The organism is Methylobacterium sp. Leaf111 (assembly GCF_001423285.1).
Taxonomy (GTDB): Bacteria; Pseudomonadota; Alphaproteobacteria; order Rhizobiales; family Beijerinckiaceae; genus Methylobacterium.
The window spans coordinates 151,198-169,986 of sequence record NZ_LMNE01000001.1 but is presented as its reverse complement, the minus strand read 5'-3'; the positions used below and the strand labels follow the sequence as shown (position 1 = coordinate 169,986).

Here is an 18,789-nt window from a genome sequence, read left to right as displayed (position 1 = left end):
TTACTCGGTGACCGGTGTCGGATCGTCGGCGCCGACGACACCGTCCGAACCCTCGAACCGGGCGCGGCGGCGGCGGCGGGGCTTGGGGGCCGGTGCACCGTCATCCTGTGCCGCCGAGGTCGAGTCCTCGGGAGCGTCGTGCTGCCCCGCCGGCTCGGCGACGGGAACCGGACGCGGCGGCGTCATCAGGAAGGCGGGCAGGGCGGCCACGTCCTCGGCCGGACCGGCGGCATCCCGCTCGTCGCGGCGTCGGCTGCGCCGGGGCGGCGCCTCGTTCGCGCGGGCGGCCCGGGGCGCGTCCTGGCGACCAGATTCCTGTCGTCCGGAATCCTGGCTACCGAACTCACCGCGCGGGGCCTCGTTCACCGGACTCTCCGTGCGCCCGTTCTCGTAACGGGGCGCGTCGGAGCGGGCCGGGGCGGGACGGAAATCCTGTCGCGGCTGATCCTGACGATTGTAGTCCTGGCGAGGGCTCTCCTGACGAGAACTCTCCTGGCGAGGGCTTTCCTGGCGAGGGCTTTCCTGGCGAGGGCTTTCCTGGCGATTCTGGTCCGCCCGGAAATCCTGGCGGTTGCCGTCTTGTCGGTTCGAGTCCTGCCGGTTCGAATCCTGTCGCGTGTAATCCTGCCGGTTGCTGTCTTGTCGGCTGTTGTCTTGCCGGTTGCCGTCCGGGCGACTGAAGTCGTCGCGACGGTTGTTGTAGTCGGGCCGGTTGCCGTCGCGCTGATTGTCGAAGCGCTGCGGACGGTCGCCGCGATTGGCGAAGCGGTCACGGCGGTTCTGACGGTTGCCGTCCGAACCCGAATCCTGCCTGTTCGAATCCTGCCTGTTCGAATCTTGCCGGTTCGAATCCTGCCGGTTGTAGTCCGAGCGGGCGTTCTCGGGGCGGGACTCCGGGCGTGCGTCCTGCCGGGGCTCGTACGCCGTCGGCTGAGGCTGCTGGCTCGGGTCGCCGTAATCCTCGTTGTAGGCATTCGCGCCGTAGCTCGAGGCCGCGTAGCCCTGCGGGGCGCCCTGGCCCTCGTCGTCCCCCTCGTCGCCCTCGTCGTCGAAGCCGCGGGCGTAACCGCCGACCTGCTGACGGGTCTGTTCCTGGGCGCCGGAGATGATCCGGAAATAATGCTCGCCGTGCTGGAAGTAGTTCTCTGCCGCCACCGGGTCGCCGCTGGCCTGCGCATCGCGCGCGAGCTGGGCATACTTGTCGGCGATGTGTTGGGCGGTGCCGCGAATCTTGACGTCCGGTCCGTTGGACTCGTAGGAACGCGTAAGCGGATTGGGACCTTTGGGGCGGTTGCGACCGCGCATCCGTCTATTCTGGTTTGGTCTCATCGGTCTCGATTGACCCTCGTTCGTCTCGGAGCGTCTGATGATGCGGCGGGTTCCAGGCGGCCATGACGCGGCCTGTCCTCAGGCTCGTCGCTGGCGCCGCGTGATCCGGGTCCGGTGTGTCCGTGATCGATTTCGCCGTGCTTGCCGTCTCTGTCCGTTGACCAAGGCGCGCTCTGAGCGTCCAGGCGTCCTTCGGTTTTCAGGCACGAAGTTGACCAAGCTCCTGCGCCTCTGCCCGCGCGCGCCAGCCTGATCGTGGGGGGACCGTCTAAGAGCGTCGCGGACCAAAGCCGCCACCCGTCTTACCACGACCCATCTTAATGGATCGTTCGCGATCTGCCTTGGACATTAGCGGCTCGCCGAGGGGGCAACAAGCGTTTTCTGCCTCGATACATCCAACGGGCGCAGTTTTTTCGCGTTTCCCGCAGGATTTTCGGGTCGACGTCCGCTCAGACCGGTCCGAAGCGGACGACGCGGGCGTGCCCGGCGAGATCGTGATGACGCACGGCGGGGGCGAGCCCGGCCTGCGTCCCGAGCATCCCGACGGCCTCGGCCTGATCGTAACCCACCTCGAAGGCGAGCGCGCCGCCGGGGGCGAGGCGGACCGGCCCGACGCTGAGGGCCTCCACGATGCTCCGATAGGCCCCGAGTCCATCCGGGCCGCCGTCGAGGGCCGCCATCGGGTCGTGACCCCTGACTTCGATGTCGAGCCCACGGATCGTGTCGCGGGCGATGTAGGGCGGGTTCGACACGATGAGGTCGAAGGCCCCGCCGAGACCCGCGGTCCAGTCCGCGCAGACGAAGGCCGCCCGGGTTCCGACGCCGTTCCGCACCGCATTCGCGCGGGCCTGGACGAGGGCCGCGTGGGAGCGGTCGAGGCCGATGCCGGTGGCGTTCGGCAACTCGCTCAGCAGCGCCACGAGGATGCAGCCGGAGCCGGTGCCGAGGTCGAGCACCCGCAGCGGGCGCCCGCGGTCGGGATACAGGGCGAGGGCGGCCTCCACCAGGGTCTCGGTGTCCGCCCGCGGCACGAGGGTCTCGGGTGCCAGCCCGAAGGGCAGGCCCCAGAATTCCCAGGCGCCGACGATCCGGGCCACAGGCTCGCCGGCGACGCGTCGCGCGACGGCCCCTTCGAGCGTCGCGGCCCCCTCCGGGCCGAGGGGCCGGTGCCCCCGCAGGATCAGGTCGGTCGCGCTGAGCCCGAGGAGGTCGAGCAGGAGGAAGCGGGCGTCGCGCGCCGGCAGGCCGTGGGCGGCGAGCGCCTCGCTCATGCGCCGCAGGGCGTCGGTGCGGCTGAGCCCCGGGTCGAGGCGCATCGGCTCCGGCTCGTCCACGGGGCTCAGGCCATGCCCTCGGCGGCCAGCAGCTCCGCCTGGTGCTCGGTGACGAGGGCGTCCACGAGCTCGTCCAGCGCCACGCCGGCCAGGACCTCCTCGAGCTTGTACAGGGTCAGGTTGATGCGGTGGTCGGTGACGCGGGCCTGGGGGAAGTTGTAGGTGCGGATGCGCTCCGAGCGGTCGCCGGAGCCGACCTGCGACTTGCGGTCGGCGGCCCGGGCCGCGTCCTTGGCGGTGCGCTCGGCGTCGTAGAGCTTGGAGCGCAGCAGCGACATCGCCCGGGCGCGGTTCTTGTGCTGCGAGCGCTCCTCCTGGACGAAGATCACGATGCCGCTCGGCATGTGGGTGATGCGGATGGCTGATTCCGTCTTGTTGACGTGCTGTCCGCCGGCGCCCTGCGAGCGCATGGTGTCGATCTTCAGGTCCGCATCGTTGATGACGATGTCGACCTCCTCGGCCTCGGGCAGCACCGCCACGGTGGCGGCGGAGGTGTGGATGCGCCCCTGGGTCTCGGTATCCGGCACGCGCTGCACCCGGTGGGCGCCGCTCTCGAACTTGAGGCGCGCGAACACGCCCTTGCCCTTCACCTCGGCGATCACCTCGCGATAGCCCCCGACGGTGCCCTCGCTCTCGGAGATCACCTCGACCTTCCAGCCCTTGGCGTCGGCGTACCGGCCGTACATGCGGAAGAGGTCGCCCGCGAACAGGGCCGCCTCGTCGCCGCCGGTGCCGGCGCGGATTTCCAGGATGGCGCTCTTCTCGTCGGCGGAATCCTTCGGCAGCAGGATGAGCTGAAGCGCCCGGTGCGCCGCCTCCAGCCCGGCCTCGGCCTCCGGCTTCTCGTCGGCCGCGAGCGCCCGCATCTCGGAATCGCTACCAGGCTCGTCGATCAGCGCCTCGATGTCGGCGAGGTTCTGCGCCGCCGCGCGATAGGCGTGGATGGCGGCGACGACGCCCTCCAGCTCCGACAGTTCGCGCGACAGCTGCACGAAGGTGTCGGAATCCGCCGAGCCGGCGCTCAGCGTGGCGGTGACGATGTCGTGGCGCGTCAGGATCGCGTCGAGACGCTCTGCAGGAATGGGGGTCATCGCCCGTGGAAAACTCTCATCTGAACAAGGGCTCGTCGGGCCGGAAGCCGGGTCGACGACGGGGCCGCGGCACGACCCATGGAGATAGGCACGCCGACGCTAGATGGGCACACCCTGCGCCTTCGCGAAGGCCGCGAGGGCGGGGCGGAGGGTGGCGCCGTCTCCGGCGCGGGTCAGTTCGGTGTCGAGCAGCGCCGCCACCGCCTTGACGTCGAGGCCCAGCACCATGGCCTTCACGGGGCCGATGGCGGCCGGCGACATCGAGAGGGCCCGGAATCCGAGGCCGATCAGCGCCATGGCCTCGAGGGGACGCCCGCCGATCTCGCCGCAGACGGTGACGGGGCAGCCGGCGGCGGCGGCGCGCTCGGCGATGACGCGGAAGGCGCGCAGGGCCGGGACGCTCAGGGTGTCGAAGCGGTCCGCGACCCGGCGGTTCTCGCGGTCGACGGCGAACAGGAACTGCATCAGGTCGTTGGAGCCCACCGACAGGAAGTCGGCGGCCCTGGCGATCTCGTCGATCTGGAACAGGAGGGAGGGGACCTCCACCATCACGCCGAGCTTGCAGTCGCTCGGCAGGGCATGGCCGTGCCGGCGCAGATGCGCCTTCTCGCGCTCGACGATGGCCTTGGCGCGGGTGAACTCGTCCACCGTCGCCACCATCGGGAACATGATCTTCAGGGGTCGGCCGCCGGAGGCCTTGAGAAGGGCGCGGAGCTGCACCCGCAGCAGGGCCGGCCGGTCGAGGCCGATCCGGATCGCCCGCCAGCCCAGGGCCGGGTTCTCCTCCTCGAGGGCCGGCATGTAGGGCAGGATCTTGTCGCCGCCGATGTCGAGGGTGCGGATCGTGACGGGCAGGTCGCCGGTGGCCGCGAAGACGGCCTCGTAGAGCGCCTGCTGCTCGGCGGCCGAGGGCATGCGCTGGGCCACCATGAACTGCAGCTCGGTGCGGAAGAGGCCGATGCCGTCCGCGCCCGTCTCGTGCAGGTGGGTCAGGTCGATGAGGAGGCCGGCGTTCAGCTGCAGGCCGATCGTCGTCCCGTCGAGGGTGACGGCCGGCACGTCGCGGAGCGCCCGGTACTGCTCCTGCCGGCGGGCGCGCAGGCGCACCATCTCGGCATAGGCCGCCTCGATCTCCGGACCGGGCCGGACCTGGATCTCGCCGGTGGCGCCGTCGACGATGATCGCGTCCCCGGCATCGCAGAGGGCGGTGGCGTTGGCGATCTCGCCCACCGCCGGGATGCCCAGCGCCCGGGCCACGATGGCGATGTGGCTCGTCGGCCCGCCTTCCTCCAGCACGACGCCCCGGAGCGCCGTGCGGTCGTAGTCGAGGAGGGCGGCCGGACCCATCGAGCGCGCCACCAGGATCGCGTTCTCGGGCAGGACGCGCTGCGCGCCGTTGCCCTCGGCGCCGATCAGCGTGCGCAGCAGGCGGTTCGCCAGGTCGTCGAGGTCGTGCAGGCGGTCGCGCAGGTACGGGTCGCTCTGGCGCATCATCCGGGCGCGGTTGTCCGACTGGACGCGCTCGACGGCGGCCTCGGCGGTGAGGCCCGAATGCACGGCCTCGCGCATCCGGCGCAGCCAGCCCTTGTCGTGCGCGAACATGCGCACCGTCTCCAGCACCTCGCGGGATTCGCCGGTGCCGATGCTGTCGCCGCGTTCGACGAGGTCGTCGATGGCCGAGCGCACCTCGCCGATGGCCTGTTCCAGGCGCTCGACCTCGCGCTCGACGTTCTCGGCGATGAGCTGCTTGATGACGATACGCGGCTCGTGCAGCACCACGTGTCCGAGTCCGATGCCGTCGGCGAGGGCCACGCCGCGCTGGCTCACCGGGCGGCGCGCGGCCGAGCCGGCCCCCGGCGCCAGCGCCTGCAGCTCGCCCGAGGCGATCATCTCCGAGAGCACCATCGCGGTGGTCTGGAGCGCCTCGATCTCCTCCTCGGAATAGACCCGGTAGGTCTTGTTCTGGACGACGAGGACGCCGAGGGTGTTGCCGGCGCGCAGGAGCGGCACGCCCAGGAAGGCGTGATAGGCCTCCTCGCCCGTCTCCGGCCGATAGGAGAAGGCCGGGTGGGACTGGGCGTCGGAGAGCGACAGCGGCTCGGCGGTCTTGGCGATGAGGCCGACGAGGCCCTCGTCGGCCCGCAGCCGGGTCAGGTGGACCGCCTCGCGGTTCAAACCCTCGGTTGCAAACAGTTCGAGAATGTTGTCATCGCTGAGCACATAGACCGAGCACACCTCCGCGATCACGTTGGCGGCGATCAGCGTGACGATGCGGTCGAGACGAGCCTGTGGACTGACCGGCTCCGCCATCGCTTCGCGGAGGCGGCGCAGAAGCAGGCGCGGGCCTCCGGGCGCAGCGGGCATGGTCTCCTCGATCCGGCTTCGGCCTCGTGTCCGGTTGGCGCGCAGGCGTTCGCGCGCCCCGGGTCTTCAGGCCTGGTCGAGGCCGTATAGCGAGTGGAGCGTGCGAACGGCAAGCTCCGTGTAGGCGGCATCGATCAGCACGGAGAACTTGATCTCCGAGGTGGTGATGGCCCGGATGTTGATCCCCTTCTGCGCCAGGGCCCGGAACGCCTTGGCGGCGACGCCCGCGTGGCTGCGCATGCCGACGCCGATGGCCGAGACCTTCACCACGTCGGTGGCACCCTCGATCTGCGCGAATTCGATCGCGCCGCTCTGCGCGTCGAGGATCTTGCGCGCCCGATCGTAATCGGCCGACGGGACCGTGAAGGTCATGTCGGTGGTCGATTGGTCGCCCGACACGGTCTGGATGATCATGTCGACGTTGATGTTGGCATCGGCCAGCGGTCCGAAGATCGCGGCGGCGATGCCGGGGCTGTCCTTCACGCGACGAAGCGTGATCTGCGCCTCGTCCCGGGAGAAGGCGATCCCGGTGATGATCTGCTGTTCCACGATGTCGTCCTCGTCGCAGATGAGGGTGCCGGGCCGGGCGTTGTCCGGCGAATCGAAGCTGGAGCGCACCGTGGTGGGCACGCGATGGACCATGGCGAGCTCGACCGAGCGGACCTGCAGGACCTTGGCGCCCAGCGACGCCATCTCCAGCATTTCCTCGAAGGTCACGCGCTCCATGCGCTGGGCCTTCTGCACCACGCGCGGATCGGTGGTGTAGACGCCGTCGACGTCGGTGTAGATGTCGCAGCGCTCGGCGCCGATGGCGGCGGCGATGGCCACCGCGCTGGTGTCGGAGCCGCCGCGGCCCAGGGTGGTCACCCGGCCGCTGGCCTCGTGCATGCCCTGGAAGCCGGCGATGACCGCGACCTCCCCGCGCCGGAAACCGGCATCGAGGCGGGCGCCGTCGATGCCCTCGATCCGGGCGGAGCCGTGGGCGTCCGAGGTCAGGATCGGGATCTGCCAGCCCTGCCAGGAACGGGCCTTGATGCCGTTCTTCTGCAGGGCGATGGCGAGCAGCCCGGCGGTGACGAGCTCGCCGGAGGCGACCACCGCGTCGTACTCGGCCTCGTCGTAGATCGGGTTCGCGTCCTTGACCCAGGCGACGAGTTCGTTGGTCTTGCCGGACATGGCCGAGACCACGACGGCCACGTCGTAGCCGGCGGCGACCTCGCGCGCCACGTGGGCCGCCACGTTGCGGATGCGCTCGACATTGGCGACGGACGTACCGCCGAACTTCATCACCAGACGGGGCATGTTCTCACCAGACGGAGCCTGTCGCGCCCGCGACGCATCGCTTGAGCCGGGGATCGAGCGTGACCTCGGGATTCGGCGGGCCGCGGGACGGATTTCCCGGAACCCGCACGGCCTGCCGCGTCGCTTGGCTGCTGTACCGGACAGGGCTTCGGCGGGTACAAGGGCCGCCCGGGCGTGTCAACAATGGGACGCGCCCACCTCGCACGAGACATGCCGAGACGATGACCGGACCCACAGGCGCCTCCATCGACCGCGACGAGGTCGCCCGCTTCGAAGCCATCGCGGCGACCTGGTGGGACGAGGCCGGACCGATGCGGGTGCTCCACCGCTTCAACCCCGTCCGCCTCGCCTATATCCGCGACACGGCCTGCCGGCATTTCGGACGGGACCGCAACGCGCCCTTCGCCCTGGAGGGGCTGACCCTGGTGGATATCGGCTGCGGCGGCGGCGTCCTGTCCGAGCCCCTGGCGCGCCTCGGCGCCCGGGTCACCGGACTCGATCCGGCGCCGACCAACGTCAAGGTGGCGCAGGCCCATGCCGATGCCGAGGGCGTGCCGGTGGATTACCGCGCCCGCACCATCGAGGATGTGGTGGCCGGGGGCGAGCGCTTCGACATCGTGCTCGCCATGGAGGTGGTGGAGCATGTGGTGGACATGCCGGCCTTCGTGGCGCAGGCGGCCCGGGCGGTGAAGCCCGGCGGCCTCCTGTTCGCCGCCACCCTCAACCGGACCCTGCGCTCCTTCGCACTGGCGATCGTCGGGGCCGAGTACGTCCTCGGCTGGTTGCCCAGGGGCACCCATGACTGGGAGAAGTTCGTGCGGCCCGACGAGCTCGCCCGCGCCGTCGAGGCCGGCGGCCTCATCGTCACCGACACGACCGGGGTGGTGCTCAATCCCCTGGACGGCTCGTGGCGGGCGAGCCGCGACACGGCCGTCAACTACATGATCACGGCGCAGCGCCCCGGCGCATCCGGGCCCCCGGCCGCAGGTGGGCATTCGGCCTGAACCTTCGGGCGCGCACGCGGTTGGTCGGCGTACCCCGTGGGAGACCGACCTTGCTCGAAAAGATTCCGCACGCCGTGGGCGCCGCCCTGTCCGGCCTGAAGGCCGGGCTCGACAAGACCGCCTACCGGACCACCTTCGCCACCGTGCCCGAAGGCCTCGGCCTCACCAGCCTCGCCTTCGCGGACGGGACGGCGATGCCGGCGCGCTTCACCGCCGACGGAGCCGGCGCGTCACCGCCCCTGGCCTGGACCGGCCTGCCCCCCGGCACGGCGCGAATCGTCCTCCTGTGCGAGGATGCCGGCAGCCCCACGCCGAACCCGTTGGTCCACCTGATCGCCTGGAATTGCGATCCAGGCGCACCCCTGGCGGAGGGCGCGGCGAGCCAGGCCGAATCCGGCCTCGACCTCGGCAAGAACAGCTTTCTCAAGCCGGGCTGGCTGCCGCCCGACCCGCCCACCGGCCACGGTCCGCACGCCTACCTGTTCCAGGCCTACGCCCTCGACGGGGCGCTGGCGCTGCCCGAACATCCCGGCCGCGGCGCGCTGCTGGAGGCCATGGCGGGGCGCGTCCTCGCCAAGGGCTGCCTCGTCGGGACCTACGAACGCCCCTGACGGCGTCGAGCGCTTGCGCGGGCGGCTCCGTCGGTGCAAGCGCCGATACGACGACCAGGGGAGGTTTGAGCATGAAGGCGCTGCTGTGTACCCATCTCGGAGGTCCGGAGGATCTGGACCTCGCCGACCTGCCGGACCCGGTGGCCGGTCCCGGCGAGGCCGTGGTACGCATCACCCTGGCGGCGCTCAACTTCTTCGACACCCTGATCATCGCCGGGCGCTACCAGGTGAAGCCCGAGTTGCCGTTCTCGCCGGGCGGCGAAGCCTGCGGCGTCATCGAGGCCCTGGGCGAGGGCGCCGAGGGCTTCGCGGTGGGCGACCGCGTCATCGTTCACCAGAAATACGGCACCTGCCGCGAGTTGATCGCCGTCGCCACCCGGCACCTCACGCCGGTGCCGGCCGGGGTCTCGGACGCGCAGGCCGCCGGGCTCACCATCACCTACGGCACCTCGCTGCATGCCCTGCGCGACCGGGCTCGCCTGCAGCCCGGCGAGACCCTCGCGGTGCTCGGCGCCTCCGGCGGCGTCGGGCTCGCGGCGGTGGAACTCGGGGCGATCATGGGCGCCCGTGTCATCGCCTGCGCGTCCTCGCCCGAGAAGCTGGCGACGGCGCAGGCCCATGGCGCCACGATGGCGGTGGATTACGCCGCCGAGAACCTGCGCGAGGCCCTTCGGACGCTGACCGCGGGGGCGGGCGTGGACGTGATCTACGACCCGATCGGCGGCGACTACGCCGAGCCGGCCCTGCGGTCGCTCGGCTGGAAGGGCCGCTACCTCGTCATCGGCTTCGCGGCCGGCGACATTCCGCGGATTCCGCTCAACTTGGCGCTCCTGAAGGGCATCGACATCCAGGGCGTGCACTGGGGCGTCTTCGTCGAGCGCGAGCCGGAGGCGCACCGGGCCAACCAGGAGCAGCTTCTCGCCTGGGTGGCGGAGGGGCGCCTCACCGCGAAGGTCCACGGCGAATACCCCCTCGCCGATTACGAGGAGGCCCTCGGCATCCTCAAGCGGCGCGAGGCCGTCGGCAAGGTGCTGCTGCGGCTGTGAGGGGGGCGCCCGAGCGATTCAGCGGCCCGCCGCCCTCTTCCATTGAAGGCAGACAGAAGGACCGTCTGCCGGAAGCCCCGCCTCAGAGCAGGCCCTGCGCCTTGGCGAGGGCGACGAGGTCGTGCTGGGGCCGGGCGCCGATGTGCTGGATCACCTCTGCGGCGGCGAGCGCTCCGAGGCGGGCGCTGTCGCGGTGGTCGAGGCCGCGGGCATGGCCGGCGAGGAAGCCCGCCGCGAACAGGTCGCCCGCGCCCGTGGTGTCGACGAGCTCGTGGACCGGCGACGCGGACACGGCCTGCACGGCGCCCCCCTGGATCACGAGCGCACCGTCCGCCGAGCGGGTGACGAGGCCGAGCAGATCCCGACCGCGGGCCGCGCTCTCCTCGCGCAGGGCGCGGATCGCGGCCTCGGCGTCGTCGGTCTCGTAGAGGCTCTGCAGCTCGCCGATATTCGCGAACAGGATGTCGATGCTGCCGTCGCGGATCAGGCCCAGGAACTCCTCCCGGTAGCGCCCGACGCAGAACGCGTCCGACAGGGTCAGGGCCGCGGCGTTGCCGGCGTCGTGGGCGATGGTCACGGCCTTGCGGAACGCGTCCTTGGCGGCCGGCGGGTCCCAGAGGTAGCCCTCGAGGTAGACCACGCGGGCGGCGGCCACGGTGGCCGCGTCGACGTCGGCCGGCGACAGGCCCTGGCAGGCGCCGAGATAGGTGTTCATGGTGCGCTCGCCATCGGGCGTCACCAGGATGAAGCAGCGGGCGGTGGCCGGTCCGTCGGTGGCGGCGGCCACGGGGAAGCGGACGCCGGTGGCCTTGAGATCGTGGGCGAAGAGGCCGCCGAGCTCGTCGTCGCGGACCTTGCCGACGAAGCCGGTCTTCGCCCCGAGCATCGCCGCACCCACGGCCGTGTTGGCGCCCGAGCCACCCGACACGATGGTGGCCGGACCCATGGCGGCGAAGAGCGACTCGGCCCGCGCCTCGTCGATCAGCTGCATCGCGCCCTTCGGCACGCCCTGCGCCGCGAGGAAATCCTCCTCGGTGCGGGCGATGAGGTCGACGATGGCGTTGCCGAGAACGAGGAGGTCGAGGGATTCGGGCATCGGGCCGTCCAGTCTGGCGGTGAGCGGAAACTGCGCCGGGCTGTGGCACCGCCCCTGGCGGGGGTCAAGCGACGGCCGCCGCCAATGCGATCACCTGTTCGAAGCGTCACGGCGGAACTCCCCTCGCACCGCCCCGTCATCCTGGGGCCGCGCAGCGGAGGCCGGGATCCAGAACCATAGGTGGTGCAAAACCTTCCGCATTCGGCGTTTCAGGATTCCGGGCTCGCCTGCGGCGCCCCGGAATGACCGCGCACCCTGCGATGTGACCGTGCCGAAGGCGCCGCGCGTTCCTACTGCAGCGTCTTCACCTCGCACTGCGCGTAGTCGCTGCTCGCCTTCACGTAGGCGTTCAGCGCCTTGACGTAGGCTTCCGCCAGGGGCCGGAACGCGGCGGCCTGCTCGTTGTAGGCCTTGATCGCGTCGTTGTAGCTGTAGGCTTCCCAGCCCGGGCAGCCGCCTTTGGCGTCGAGGCAGGTGGGCTTGACCGGCAGCGGGGGCTTGGTCGGACGGGACGTCGCCGGGGGCGGCTCCGGCAGGGTACAGGCGGCGCGGGCCGCGTTCATCGACAGCAGGGTTCCGAGGCCGAGGGCCGCAGCCCGCAAGATCCGTGTCCGCATGCGGGCTTTCCCCTCCGTGACGACAGGCGCTACATGCGCGTGCGATCGACCGGGAGCAAGTCCGTGCCGGCGGCCGTCAGCGCGCGGCCACGGCCTCCCGTGCCGCTACCTGTGCCGATGCCGGGGCGGGGCGTGAAGCCGGTGTGCGCTTCGGCTTGCCGCGTCCGCTCTTGTCCATCCGCGCCCGGACGGCATTGAGCACCGGCACCGCGAGGCCGAGGGCCAGCACCCACCAGGCCGGCCGGATGGTGTCCGGCATGTCGAGATTGGCCGAGAGGACGAGGCTCGCCGGGATGCCGCTCGCCACGCCGTACCAGGCCGCTTCGAGCAGTGCGGTCACAAGGGCGGCCCCTAGAGCGAGGCCCGCCAGGGTGAGCGGGTTGGTCGGCCAGCCGAAGCGCTGCATGGCGCGGTGACCCATCAGCAGCAGGAAGGCGCCGGTCCAGAAGACCGGATCGGACACGTCGATCTTGGCCTGCAGGTAGTAGTGGATCACGCCCAGGATCGCGATGAGGTAGACGGACTTGTGAAGGCGCGGCCAAGCCTTGCCGAGGCGCCGGATCATCCCGTCCGTGGAGGTTACGCCGAGCACCACGAGGCCGAGAAGCGCCACGAAGCCGATGGTGAGATAGATCCGCGACGCGATCTCGGTGACGACCTTGGTCAGCACGAAGTTCTGGTCGACGACGTAGAGCAACAGGTGGATCAGCCCGTAGGCCAGCACCGTCAGGCCAAGCATGCGCCGGACCAGGATGAGCTTCGGCGCGTGGGCGATGCGGCGCAGGGGCGTCACCGCCAGCGACAGCATGAGGAAGCGCACCGCCCACTCGCCGGTACCATGAAGCAGCGCCGTGATGGGCTTCGCCCCGAGGGCATCGGCCGCGTAGGCGCCGGCGAGCCACAGGCCCGGGGCCAGGGCGAACAGGAAGGTGGCGAGCTTCAGGCCGGAGACGCGTCCGGCGCGGTCGCGCCAGGGCGCGGAGAAGGCGGGCAGGGCTGGCATGGCGATCCGGGATCGGGGAAGCGGTTGAATCGAAAGATAGGGGCCGGGGAGGATCCGTGAGGCGGCGCGGGGTCGCAGCCGGCCTCGACGAGCCACCGGGGCGTCGGGGTGTCGCGATGTATTCGCTCGGCGGCCGCGGGGGTTACAGGCCTGTGCAGAGCTTCGGGCAGCCCGGAACCTTGGCCGGTGCTGCGACGGTTGACGATTGCTATAAGCCGACGCCGCGCCAACGCTCACGAAGCCCCCCATGCCCGCAGACAGCCCCGCCGACAGCCTCGAGACCATGACCGCCGAGACGGCGCGGACCGAGCACGCGGACCTCTCCGAACGGATCGCCGAGGCCGATCGGCTCTATCACCAGGAGGATGCGCCTGAGATCACGGATGCGGCGTACGACGCCCTGCGCCGGCGCCTGGAGCAGATCGAGGCACGGTTTCCGGATCTCGCCGGAACGGGGGCCGCCAGCGCTTCGGTGGGCGCCAAGCCCTCCGAGAAATTCGCCAAGGTGCGCCACGCGGTGCCGATGCTCTCGCTGGGCAACGCCTTCGCGGACGAGGAGGTGGCGGAGTTCGTGGCCCGCGTCCGGCGCTTCCTGAACTGGCCGGAGGGCGATCCCCTGGCCTTCACCGCCGAGCCGAAGATCGACGGCCTCTCCCTGGCCCTGCGCTACGAGGACGGGCGCCTCGTCACGGCGGCGACCCGGGGCGACGGCGAGGTCGGCGAGGACGTCACGGCCAATGCCCGCACGGTGTCGGACATCCCGCAGCGGCTCGCCGGGACGGACGTGCCGCCGGTCTGCGAGGTGCGCGGCGAGGTCTATCTCAGCCACGCGGATTTCGCCGCCATCAACGCGCGCCAGGAAGCCGCCGGGAAGGCCCTGTTCGCCAACCCCCGCAACGCGGCGGCCGGGTCGCTGCGCCAGCTCGACCCCGAGATCACCCGTTCGCGCCCGCTCAAGTTCTTCGCCTATGCCTGGGGCGAGGTGGTGCCGGCCTTCGACGGCACGCAGCACGGGGTGCTGGCGCGGTTTTCGGACTGGGGCCTGCCGGTCAACGACCGGACGAAGCTCTGTGCCGATTCGGACGCGATGATCGCGCATTACCGGAGCATCGAGGCCGAGCGCGCCGACCTCGGCTACGACATCGACGGCGTCGTCTACAAGGTCGACGACCTCGCCCTGCAGCGCCGCCTCGGCTTCGTCTCCCGCTCGCCCCGCTGGGCGCTCGCCCACAAGTTCGCGGCCCAGAAGGCGCTCACGGTGGTCGAGGACATCGAGATCAATGTCGGGCGCACCGGCTCCCTGAATCCGCTGGCCAAGCTGCGTCCGGTCACGGTGGGCGGCGTCGTGGTGTCGAACGCCACCCTGCACAACGAGGGTTACGTCCAGGGCGTCGGGGCCGACGGCGAGCCGATCCGCGACGGGCGCGACATCCGGGTCGGCGACACCGTCGTGGTGCAACGGGCCGGAGACGTGATCCCGAAGGTGATGGACGTGGTGTTGGAGAAGCGCCCGGCCGGGTCGAAGCCCTACGCCTTCCCGAACCACTGCCCCGCCTGCGGCAGCCGGGCGGTGCGCGAGATCAACCCGCGCACGGGCAAGCCCGACGCCGTGCGCCGCTGCACCGGGGGCTTGATCTGCCCGGCGCAGGGAGTCGAGCGCCTGAAGCACTTCGTCTCCCGCAACGGTTTCGACCTCGAAGGCTTCGGCCAGACCTATATCGAGGTCTTGTTCGAGGCCGGGCTGGTGCGCCAGCCCGCCGACCTGTTCCGCCTCGACTTCGCGCCGCTCAAGGCCGCCATCGTGGCGCGGCGCGAGGCGCTCTCCGCCGAGCGCCGGGCGGAGGGCACTCCCGCCCCCAAGAAGCCGACCAAGAAGAAGGGCGAGGAGGAGGACAAGGCGATCAAGAACCTCCTCGCCTCGGTGGAGGATCGCCGCAGCCTGCCCCTGAACCGCTTCCTCTTCGCCCTCGGCATTCCGGAGATCGGCGAATCCACCGCCAAGGCCCTGGCCAAGCGCTTTCCCGACATGCCCGCCCTGATGGCGGGCGTCGCCGCCGCGGCGGGCGACCAGGCCGGAGCGGACTGGATCGAACTCTCCGCCCTGTCCCGCATCGGACCGACCACCCGCGACCGCCTGCTGGAGCTGGGCTATCCCCGCGCGGGTGGCGAGCCGGAGGCCGGAGAGGACGAGGAGGCGGAGACCCAGCCGCAGGGGCGGGTGCGCCTGTCGGCCCCCCAGCGCGCCAGCCTCCTGAGCCACTACGGCGACGCGGACGCCATCGTGGCGGCCCTCGCGCGGGCGGCCGAGCAGCGCCCGGGGGATGCCTATCGCCACTTCGCCGACGACGGCGAGATCGGCCCGGTGGCGACCGACTCGCTCATCGCCTTCTTCGCCGAACCGCACAACGACGCGGCGGTCCGGGCCCTGCTCGCCGAAGTGAAGACTGAGCCGATGGCGGCCCCGGCCACCGCCACGGCCTTCGCGGGCAAGACGGTGGTGTTCACCGGCAGCCTCGAGCGGATGACCCGGTCCGAGGCCAAGGCCACCGCCGAGCGCCTCGGCGCCAAGGTCTCGGGTTCGGTCTCGGCCAAGACCGACCTCGTCGTGGCCGGGCCGGGCGCGGGCTCCAAGCTGACGGACGCCCAGAAGCACGGCGTCGAGGTCGTCAGCGAGGAGGCATGGCTGGCGCTCGTCGCCGGTGCTTGAGCCGGGATTCGTGGGCGCCTAGACTCGGGGGTGCCCGCATCCGCGGGCGCTTGGCCGCGTCCGGCCGGGACAGGGCCCCGCGATTCCCGCATGACCGTCATCGCCCTCGACTTCGAGACCGCCAACGAGCGGCGCGACAGCGCCTGTGCCGTCGGGCTCGCCTGGATCGCCGGCGGCCGGGTGGTCCGGCGGGAATCCCGGCTGATCCGCCCGCCGGAGCTGCGCTTCTCGCCGGGCAACATCCGGGTCCACGGCATCCTCCCGGCGGACGTGCGCGGCCAGCCCGACTTCCCCACCGTGATGGCGGAGTTCCTGCCCGACCTCGCCTCCGGGCTGATCCTCGCGCACAATGCCGGCTTCGACCTCGGGGTGCTGCGGGCCTCCCTGGCCGCGCACGGGCACCGGCCGCCGGCCTTCGCCTATCTCTGCACCCTGCAGATCGCCCGGCGGGTGTTTCCGGCGGAGGAGGGCTGCGGCCTCGGCAAGGTGGCGGCGCGCCTCGGCATCCGCTTCGCGCACCACGATGCGGGCGAGGATGCCTATGCCTGCGCGGAGATCGCCCTGGCAGCCGTGCGGGAGACCGGCGCGCCGGACGTGCCCGGGCTGTCGCAGGCCCTCCGCCTGCCGATCACCACGATCCCGGCGGGTCCCGATCTCGCCCTGCCTCCGCGCGGCCGGCCTGGCTCCCTGACCGAGCGGGCCCGCCTCGCCGCGGGCGCCCGTCCGGCCTCGGCGCCGGGCCTGCACTTCGCGGTGCGCGGCAGCAGCGGCAACCGCTACGCCGTGACCCTGGAGGATCGCACCGGCGGGCCTCACCTGCGCTGCACCTGCATGGCGGGCCGCTACGGCAACCGGTGCCGCCACGTGAAGGCGCTGCTCGCCGGCGACATCACCGACCTGCTCTCGAGCAACCACGACGACGTCGCGGTGCTGCGGGTCCGGATGACGGCCGCGTCGGTGGGGTGAGGCGGTCGCCGCCGCACCCGTCGTGAGGTCCGCCCGGAGTCGCGCCGGGCGGCGCCCCCGCCTTACGCCGCCTTCTTCGCCGCCGCGTCGCCGTAGAACGTGCCGCCGCGGGCAGCCATGTCGAGGAGGTTCTGCGGCACGGCGAAGCGCGGCCCGTGCTTGGCTTCCAGCCCCTGCGCCAGCGTCACGAAGGCCTGGGCGCCCATGAAGTCGATGTAGGACAGGGCGCCGCCCGTGAAGGGGGCGAACCCGAAGCCCAGGATCGAGCCCACATCCGCCTCGCGCGGATCGGTGACTACGCCCTCGCCGACGGTGCGTGCGGCTTCCAGGGCCTGCACCACGAGAAGGCGCTGCTTCAGTTCCGAGAAGTCGACCGCGTCCGGATCGATTCGGGTCGCCTGCAGGGCGGCGAGGCCCGGCCACAGGCGCTTGGGCGCGCCCTCGGGGTAATCGTAGAACCCCTTCCGGTTCTTGCGGCCGAGCCGACCCTCGCCCTCGACGAGGGTGGTGAGCAGCGCCTTCTGCGCCGGGTCGATGCCGTCGGCCCCGAGCTGCGCCTCCGTCGCCTTGACGATCTTCAGGGCGAGGTCGACCGCGACCTCGTCGGTCAGGGAGAGCGGGCCGACCGGCATGCCCGCCTGGCGGCCGGCATTCTCGATCATCGCCGCCGGGATGCCCTCGTTGAGCATCTTGTGGCCTTCCAGCAGGTAGGCGCCGACGCAGCGGTTGGCGAAGAACCCGCGCGCATCGTTGACGACGATCGGGGTCTTCTTGATCGCACGGACGTAGTCCAGGGCGGTGGCCAGCGCCGCGTCGCCGGTCTGGTCGCCCCTGATGATCTCGACCAGCATCATCTTCTCCACCGGCGAGAAGAAGTGGATGCCAACGAACTGTTCCGGCCGGGCCGAGGTCTTGGCGAGCCCGGTGATCGGCAGCGTGGAGGTGTTGGAGGCGAAGATCGTCTCCGGCCGGATCACGGTCTCGACCTTGGCGATGACCTCGGCCTTCACCGCCGGGTCCTCGAACACCGCCTCGATCACGAGGTCGCAGGCGGCGAGGTCGGCGTAGTCGGCGCTGGTGCGGATGCGGGCGAGGAGGGCATCGCGGTCGGCGGTCTTGGCCCGGCCCTTGTTGATCTGGTCGGTGACGAGCTTGTGGGCGTAGGCCTTGCCCTTCTCGGCCGCCTCCACCGACTGGTCGACGAGGACGACCTCCATGCCCGCCTGGGCGGTGACGTAGGCGACGCCCGCGCCCATGAAGCCCGCGCCGACGACGCCGACGCGGCCGACCTGGGTGGCCGGCACGCCCTTCGGGCGGCGCGCGCCCTTGTTCAATTCGCCCATGGAGAGGAACAGCGTCCGGATCATCGCGGCCGCCTCCTTGGTCCGCAGGATGTGGGCGAAGTACCGGCTCTCGACGCGCAGGGCCTGGTCCATCGGCAGCTGCAGACCCTCGTAGACGGAGGCCAGGATCGCCTTGGCGGCAGGGTAGTTGTCGTGCGTCTCGCGCCGGTAGATGGCGTTGGCCGGCGGCCAGATCATCATCCCGGCGGGCGAGTAGACCTTGCCGGAGGGCGCCTTGAACTTCGGCTGGTCCCAGGGCGCGACGGCCGAGCCGCCGGCGGCGATCCAGGCCTTGGCCTTGGCGACGATCTCGTCCTTGGCCGCGACCTCCTGGGCGAGGCCCATGTTGCGGGCCATCAGCGGACGGATCTGCTCGCCCTTGAACAGCATCTGCAGGGCGTCGCCGGTCTGCATCAGGCGCGCGACGCGCTGGGTGCCACCGCCGCCCGGGAACAGGCCGACCTTGATCTCGGGCAGGCCGACGCGGGTCTTCGGATCATCGGACAGCACCCGGTAGTGGCAGGCAAGGGCGAGCTCGAAGGCCCCGCCGAGGCAGATGCCGTTCACCGCCGCCGCGAAGGGCTTGCCGCAGGTCTCGAGCTTGCGGAAGACGAGGCTGAGCTTGCGCGACTCCGCGAAGAAGTGGCGCATCGCCTCTTCCTCGCCGCGCTCGGCCTTCAAGGCCTCGTAGGCGCGGCCGAGGCCCTGGAGCATCGTCAGGTCGGCGCCGCCCGAGAAGTTGTCCTTGCCCGAGACGATGACGCAGCCCTTGATGGCGGGATCCGCCACGACGGCGTCCACCACCTGGCTCAGCTCGTCCATCACCGCGTCGGTGAAGACGTTCATGGAGCGGCCGGGCATGTCCCAGGTCGCCAATGCGATCCCGTCGGCGTCGGTTTCCAGTCGGAAGTTGGTGAGATTCATCGCTGATCCTCGAATGTGCGGCGGGTGAGCGGCTTCGGTGGGCAAGCTTAAG

General features: G+C 71.2%; 14 protein-coding genes. 5 read left to right on the top strand and 9 right to left on the bottom strand.

What is annotated here, in order from left to right:
- The 5 genes from ASF41_RS00635 to ASF41_RS00615 all read right to left on the bottom strand — a co-directional run bounded on the left by ASF41_RS00635 (position 1) and on the right by ASF41_RS00615 (position 7,420).
- Positions 1–1,305 (bottom strand): DUF4167 domain-containing protein, encoded by a 1,305-nt coding sequence (locus ASF41_RS00635; protein WP_056489978.1) that lies wholly within the window; start codon positions 1,303–1,305, stop codon positions 1–3.
- Positions 1,306–1,778: 473 nt separating this feature from the next.
- Positions 1,779–2,645, bottom strand: a complete 867-nt coding sequence (gene prmC / locus ASF41_RS00630; RefSeq protein ID WP_056491176.1) for a peptide chain release factor N(5)-glutamine methyltransferase — start codon at positions 2,643–2,645, stop codon at positions 1,779–1,781.
- 23 nt (positions 2,646–2,668) lie between these two features.
- Positions 2,669–3,754, bottom strand: a complete 1,086-nt coding sequence (gene prfA, locus ASF41_RS00625; protein WP_056217096.1) for a peptide chain release factor 1 — start codon at positions 3,752–3,754, stop codon at positions 2,669–2,671.
- A gap of 99 nt (positions 3,755–3,853) precedes the next feature.
- Complete coding sequence (ptsP, locus tag ASF41_RS00620; RefSeq protein ID WP_056350418.1) at positions 3,854–6,118, bottom strand: phosphoenolpyruvate--protein phosphotransferase; 2,265 nt, start codon at positions 6,116–6,118, stop codon at positions 3,854–3,856.
- A 66-nt stretch (positions 6,119–6,184) separates the two neighbouring features.
- On the bottom strand, positions 6,185–7,420 hold the full coding sequence (locus ASF41_RS00615; RefSeq protein WP_056489975.1) for an aspartate kinase: 1,236 nt from the start codon (positions 7,418–7,420) through the stop codon (positions 6,185–6,187).
- A gap of 221 nt (positions 7,421–7,641) precedes the next feature.
- Between ASF41_RS00615 and ubiG the strand changes: the two genes are divergently transcribed.
- The 3 genes from ubiG to ASF41_RS00600 all read left to right on the top strand — a co-directional run bounded on the left by ubiG (position 7,642) and on the right by ASF41_RS00600 (position 10,081).
- Positions 7,642–8,424: a bifunctional 2-polyprenyl-6-hydroxyphenol methylase/3-demethylubiquinol 3-O-methyltransferase UbiG gene (gene ubiG / locus ASF41_RS00610; protein WP_056269735.1), complete on the top strand. Its 783-nt coding sequence runs from the start codon at positions 7,642–7,644 to the stop codon at positions 8,422–8,424.
- A 50-nt stretch (positions 8,425–8,474) separates the two neighbouring features.
- Positions 8,475–9,035, top strand: a complete 561-nt coding sequence (locus ASF41_RS00605; RefSeq protein ID WP_056489972.1) for a YbhB/YbcL family Raf kinase inhibitor-like protein — start codon at positions 8,475–8,477, stop codon at positions 9,033–9,035.
- A gap of 71 nt (positions 9,036–9,106) precedes the next feature.
- Entirely contained in the window at positions 9,107–10,081 is a 975-nt protein-coding gene (locus ASF41_RS00600; RefSeq protein WP_056489969.1) for an NADPH:quinone oxidoreductase family protein, read from the top strand.
- An 82-nt stretch (positions 10,082–10,163) separates the two neighbouring features.
- Here the strand turns inward: ASF41_RS00600 and ASF41_RS00595 are convergent, their stop codons facing one another.
- From ASF41_RS00595 to ASF41_RS00585, 3 genes are all read right to left on the bottom strand, one after another.
- Positions 10,164–11,177 carry an adenosine kinase gene (locus ASF41_RS00595; RefSeq protein ID WP_056217114.1) on the bottom strand — a complete coding sequence of 338 codons (1,014 nt, stop codon included), beginning with the start codon at positions 11,175–11,177 and terminating at the stop codon, positions 10,164–10,166.
- A gap of 290 nt (positions 11,178–11,467) precedes the next feature.
- On the bottom strand, positions 11,468–11,794 hold the full coding sequence (locus ASF41_RS00590; RefSeq protein ID WP_056350410.1) for a hypothetical protein: 327 nt from the start codon (positions 11,792–11,794) through the stop codon (positions 11,468–11,470).
- 76 nt (positions 11,795–11,870) lie between these two features.
- Positions 11,871–12,797: a sulfite oxidase heme-binding subunit YedZ gene (locus tag ASF41_RS00585; RefSeq protein WP_056489966.1), complete on the bottom strand. Its 927-nt coding sequence runs from the start codon at positions 12,795–12,797 to the stop codon at positions 11,871–11,873.
- A gap of 247 nt (positions 12,798–13,044) precedes the next feature.
- On the opposite strand from ASF41_RS00585, the gene ligA reads away from it, so the two are divergent.
- Together ligA and ASF41_RS00575 are read left to right on the top strand one after the other, a co-directional pair.
- Complete coding sequence (gene ligA / locus ASF41_RS00580; RefSeq protein ID WP_056489963.1) at positions 13,045–15,504, top strand: NAD-dependent DNA ligase LigA; 2,460 nt, start codon at positions 13,045–13,047, stop codon at positions 15,502–15,504.
- 90 nt (positions 15,505–15,594) lie between these two features.
- A complete protein-coding gene (locus ASF41_RS00575; protein WP_056489959.1) occupies positions 15,595–16,470 on the top strand; it encodes a 3'-5' exonuclease in 876 nt (291 codons plus the stop codon).
- 62 nt (positions 16,471–16,532) lie between these two features.
- Here ASF41_RS00575 and ASF41_RS00570 read toward each other — a convergent pair whose 3' ends face one another.
- Positions 16,533–18,737 carry a 3-hydroxyacyl-CoA dehydrogenase NAD-binding domain-containing protein gene (locus ASF41_RS00570; protein ID WP_056489956.1) on the bottom strand — a complete coding sequence of 735 codons (2,205 nt, stop codon included), beginning with the start codon at positions 18,735–18,737 and terminating at the stop codon, positions 16,533–16,535.
- Positions 18,738–18,789: the final 52 nt, after the last annotated feature.

Bases quoted from the DNA above. Each gene is read 5' to 3' on its own strand.
- ASF41_RS00635 (WP_056489978.1), bottom strand. From the start codon at position 1,305: ATGCGCGGTCGCAACCGCCCCAAAGGTCCCAATCCGCTTACGCGTTCC.
- prmC (WP_056491176.1), bottom strand. From the start codon at position 2,645: ATGCGCCTCGACCCGGGGCTCAGCCGCACCGACGCCCTGCGGCGCATG.
- prfA (WP_056217096.1), bottom strand. From the start codon at position 3,754: ATGACCCCCATTCCTGCAGAGCGTCTCGACGCGATCCTGACGCGCCAC.
- ptsP (WP_056350418.1), bottom strand. From the start codon at position 6,118: ATGCCCGCTGCGCCCGGAGGCCCGCGCCTGCTTCTGCGCCGCCTCCGC.
- ASF41_RS00615 (WP_056489975.1), bottom strand. From the start codon at position 7,420: ATGCCCCGTCTGGTGATGAAGTTCGGCGGTACGTCCGTCGCCAATGTC.
- ubiG (WP_056269735.1), top strand. From the start codon at position 7,642: ATGACCGGACCCACAGGCGCCTCCATCGACCGCGACGAGGTCGCCCGC.
- ASF41_RS00600 (WP_056489969.1), top strand. From the start codon at position 9,107: ATGAAGGCGCTGCTGTGTACCCATCTCGGAGGTCCGGAGGATCTGGAC.
- ASF41_RS00595 (WP_056217114.1), bottom strand. From the start codon at position 11,177: ATGCCCGAATCCCTCGACCTCCTCGTTCTCGGCAACGCCATCGTCGAC.
- ASF41_RS00590 (WP_056350410.1), bottom strand. From the start codon at position 11,794: ATGCGGACACGGATCTTGCGGGCTGCGGCCCTCGGCCTCGGAACCCTG.
- ASF41_RS00585 (WP_056489966.1), bottom strand. From the start codon at position 12,797: ATGCCAGCCCTGCCCGCCTTCTCCGCGCCCTGGCGCGACCGCGCCGGA.
- ligA (WP_056489963.1), top strand. From the start codon at position 13,045: ATGCCCGCAGACAGCCCCGCCGACAGCCTCGAGACCATGACCGCCGAG.
- ASF41_RS00575 (WP_056489959.1), top strand. From the start codon at position 15,595: ATGACCGTCATCGCCCTCGACTTCGAGACCGCCAACGAGCGGCGCGAC.
- ASF41_RS00570 (WP_056489956.1), bottom strand. From the start codon at position 18,737: ATGAATCTCACCAACTTCCGACTGGAAACCGACGCCGACGGGATCGCA.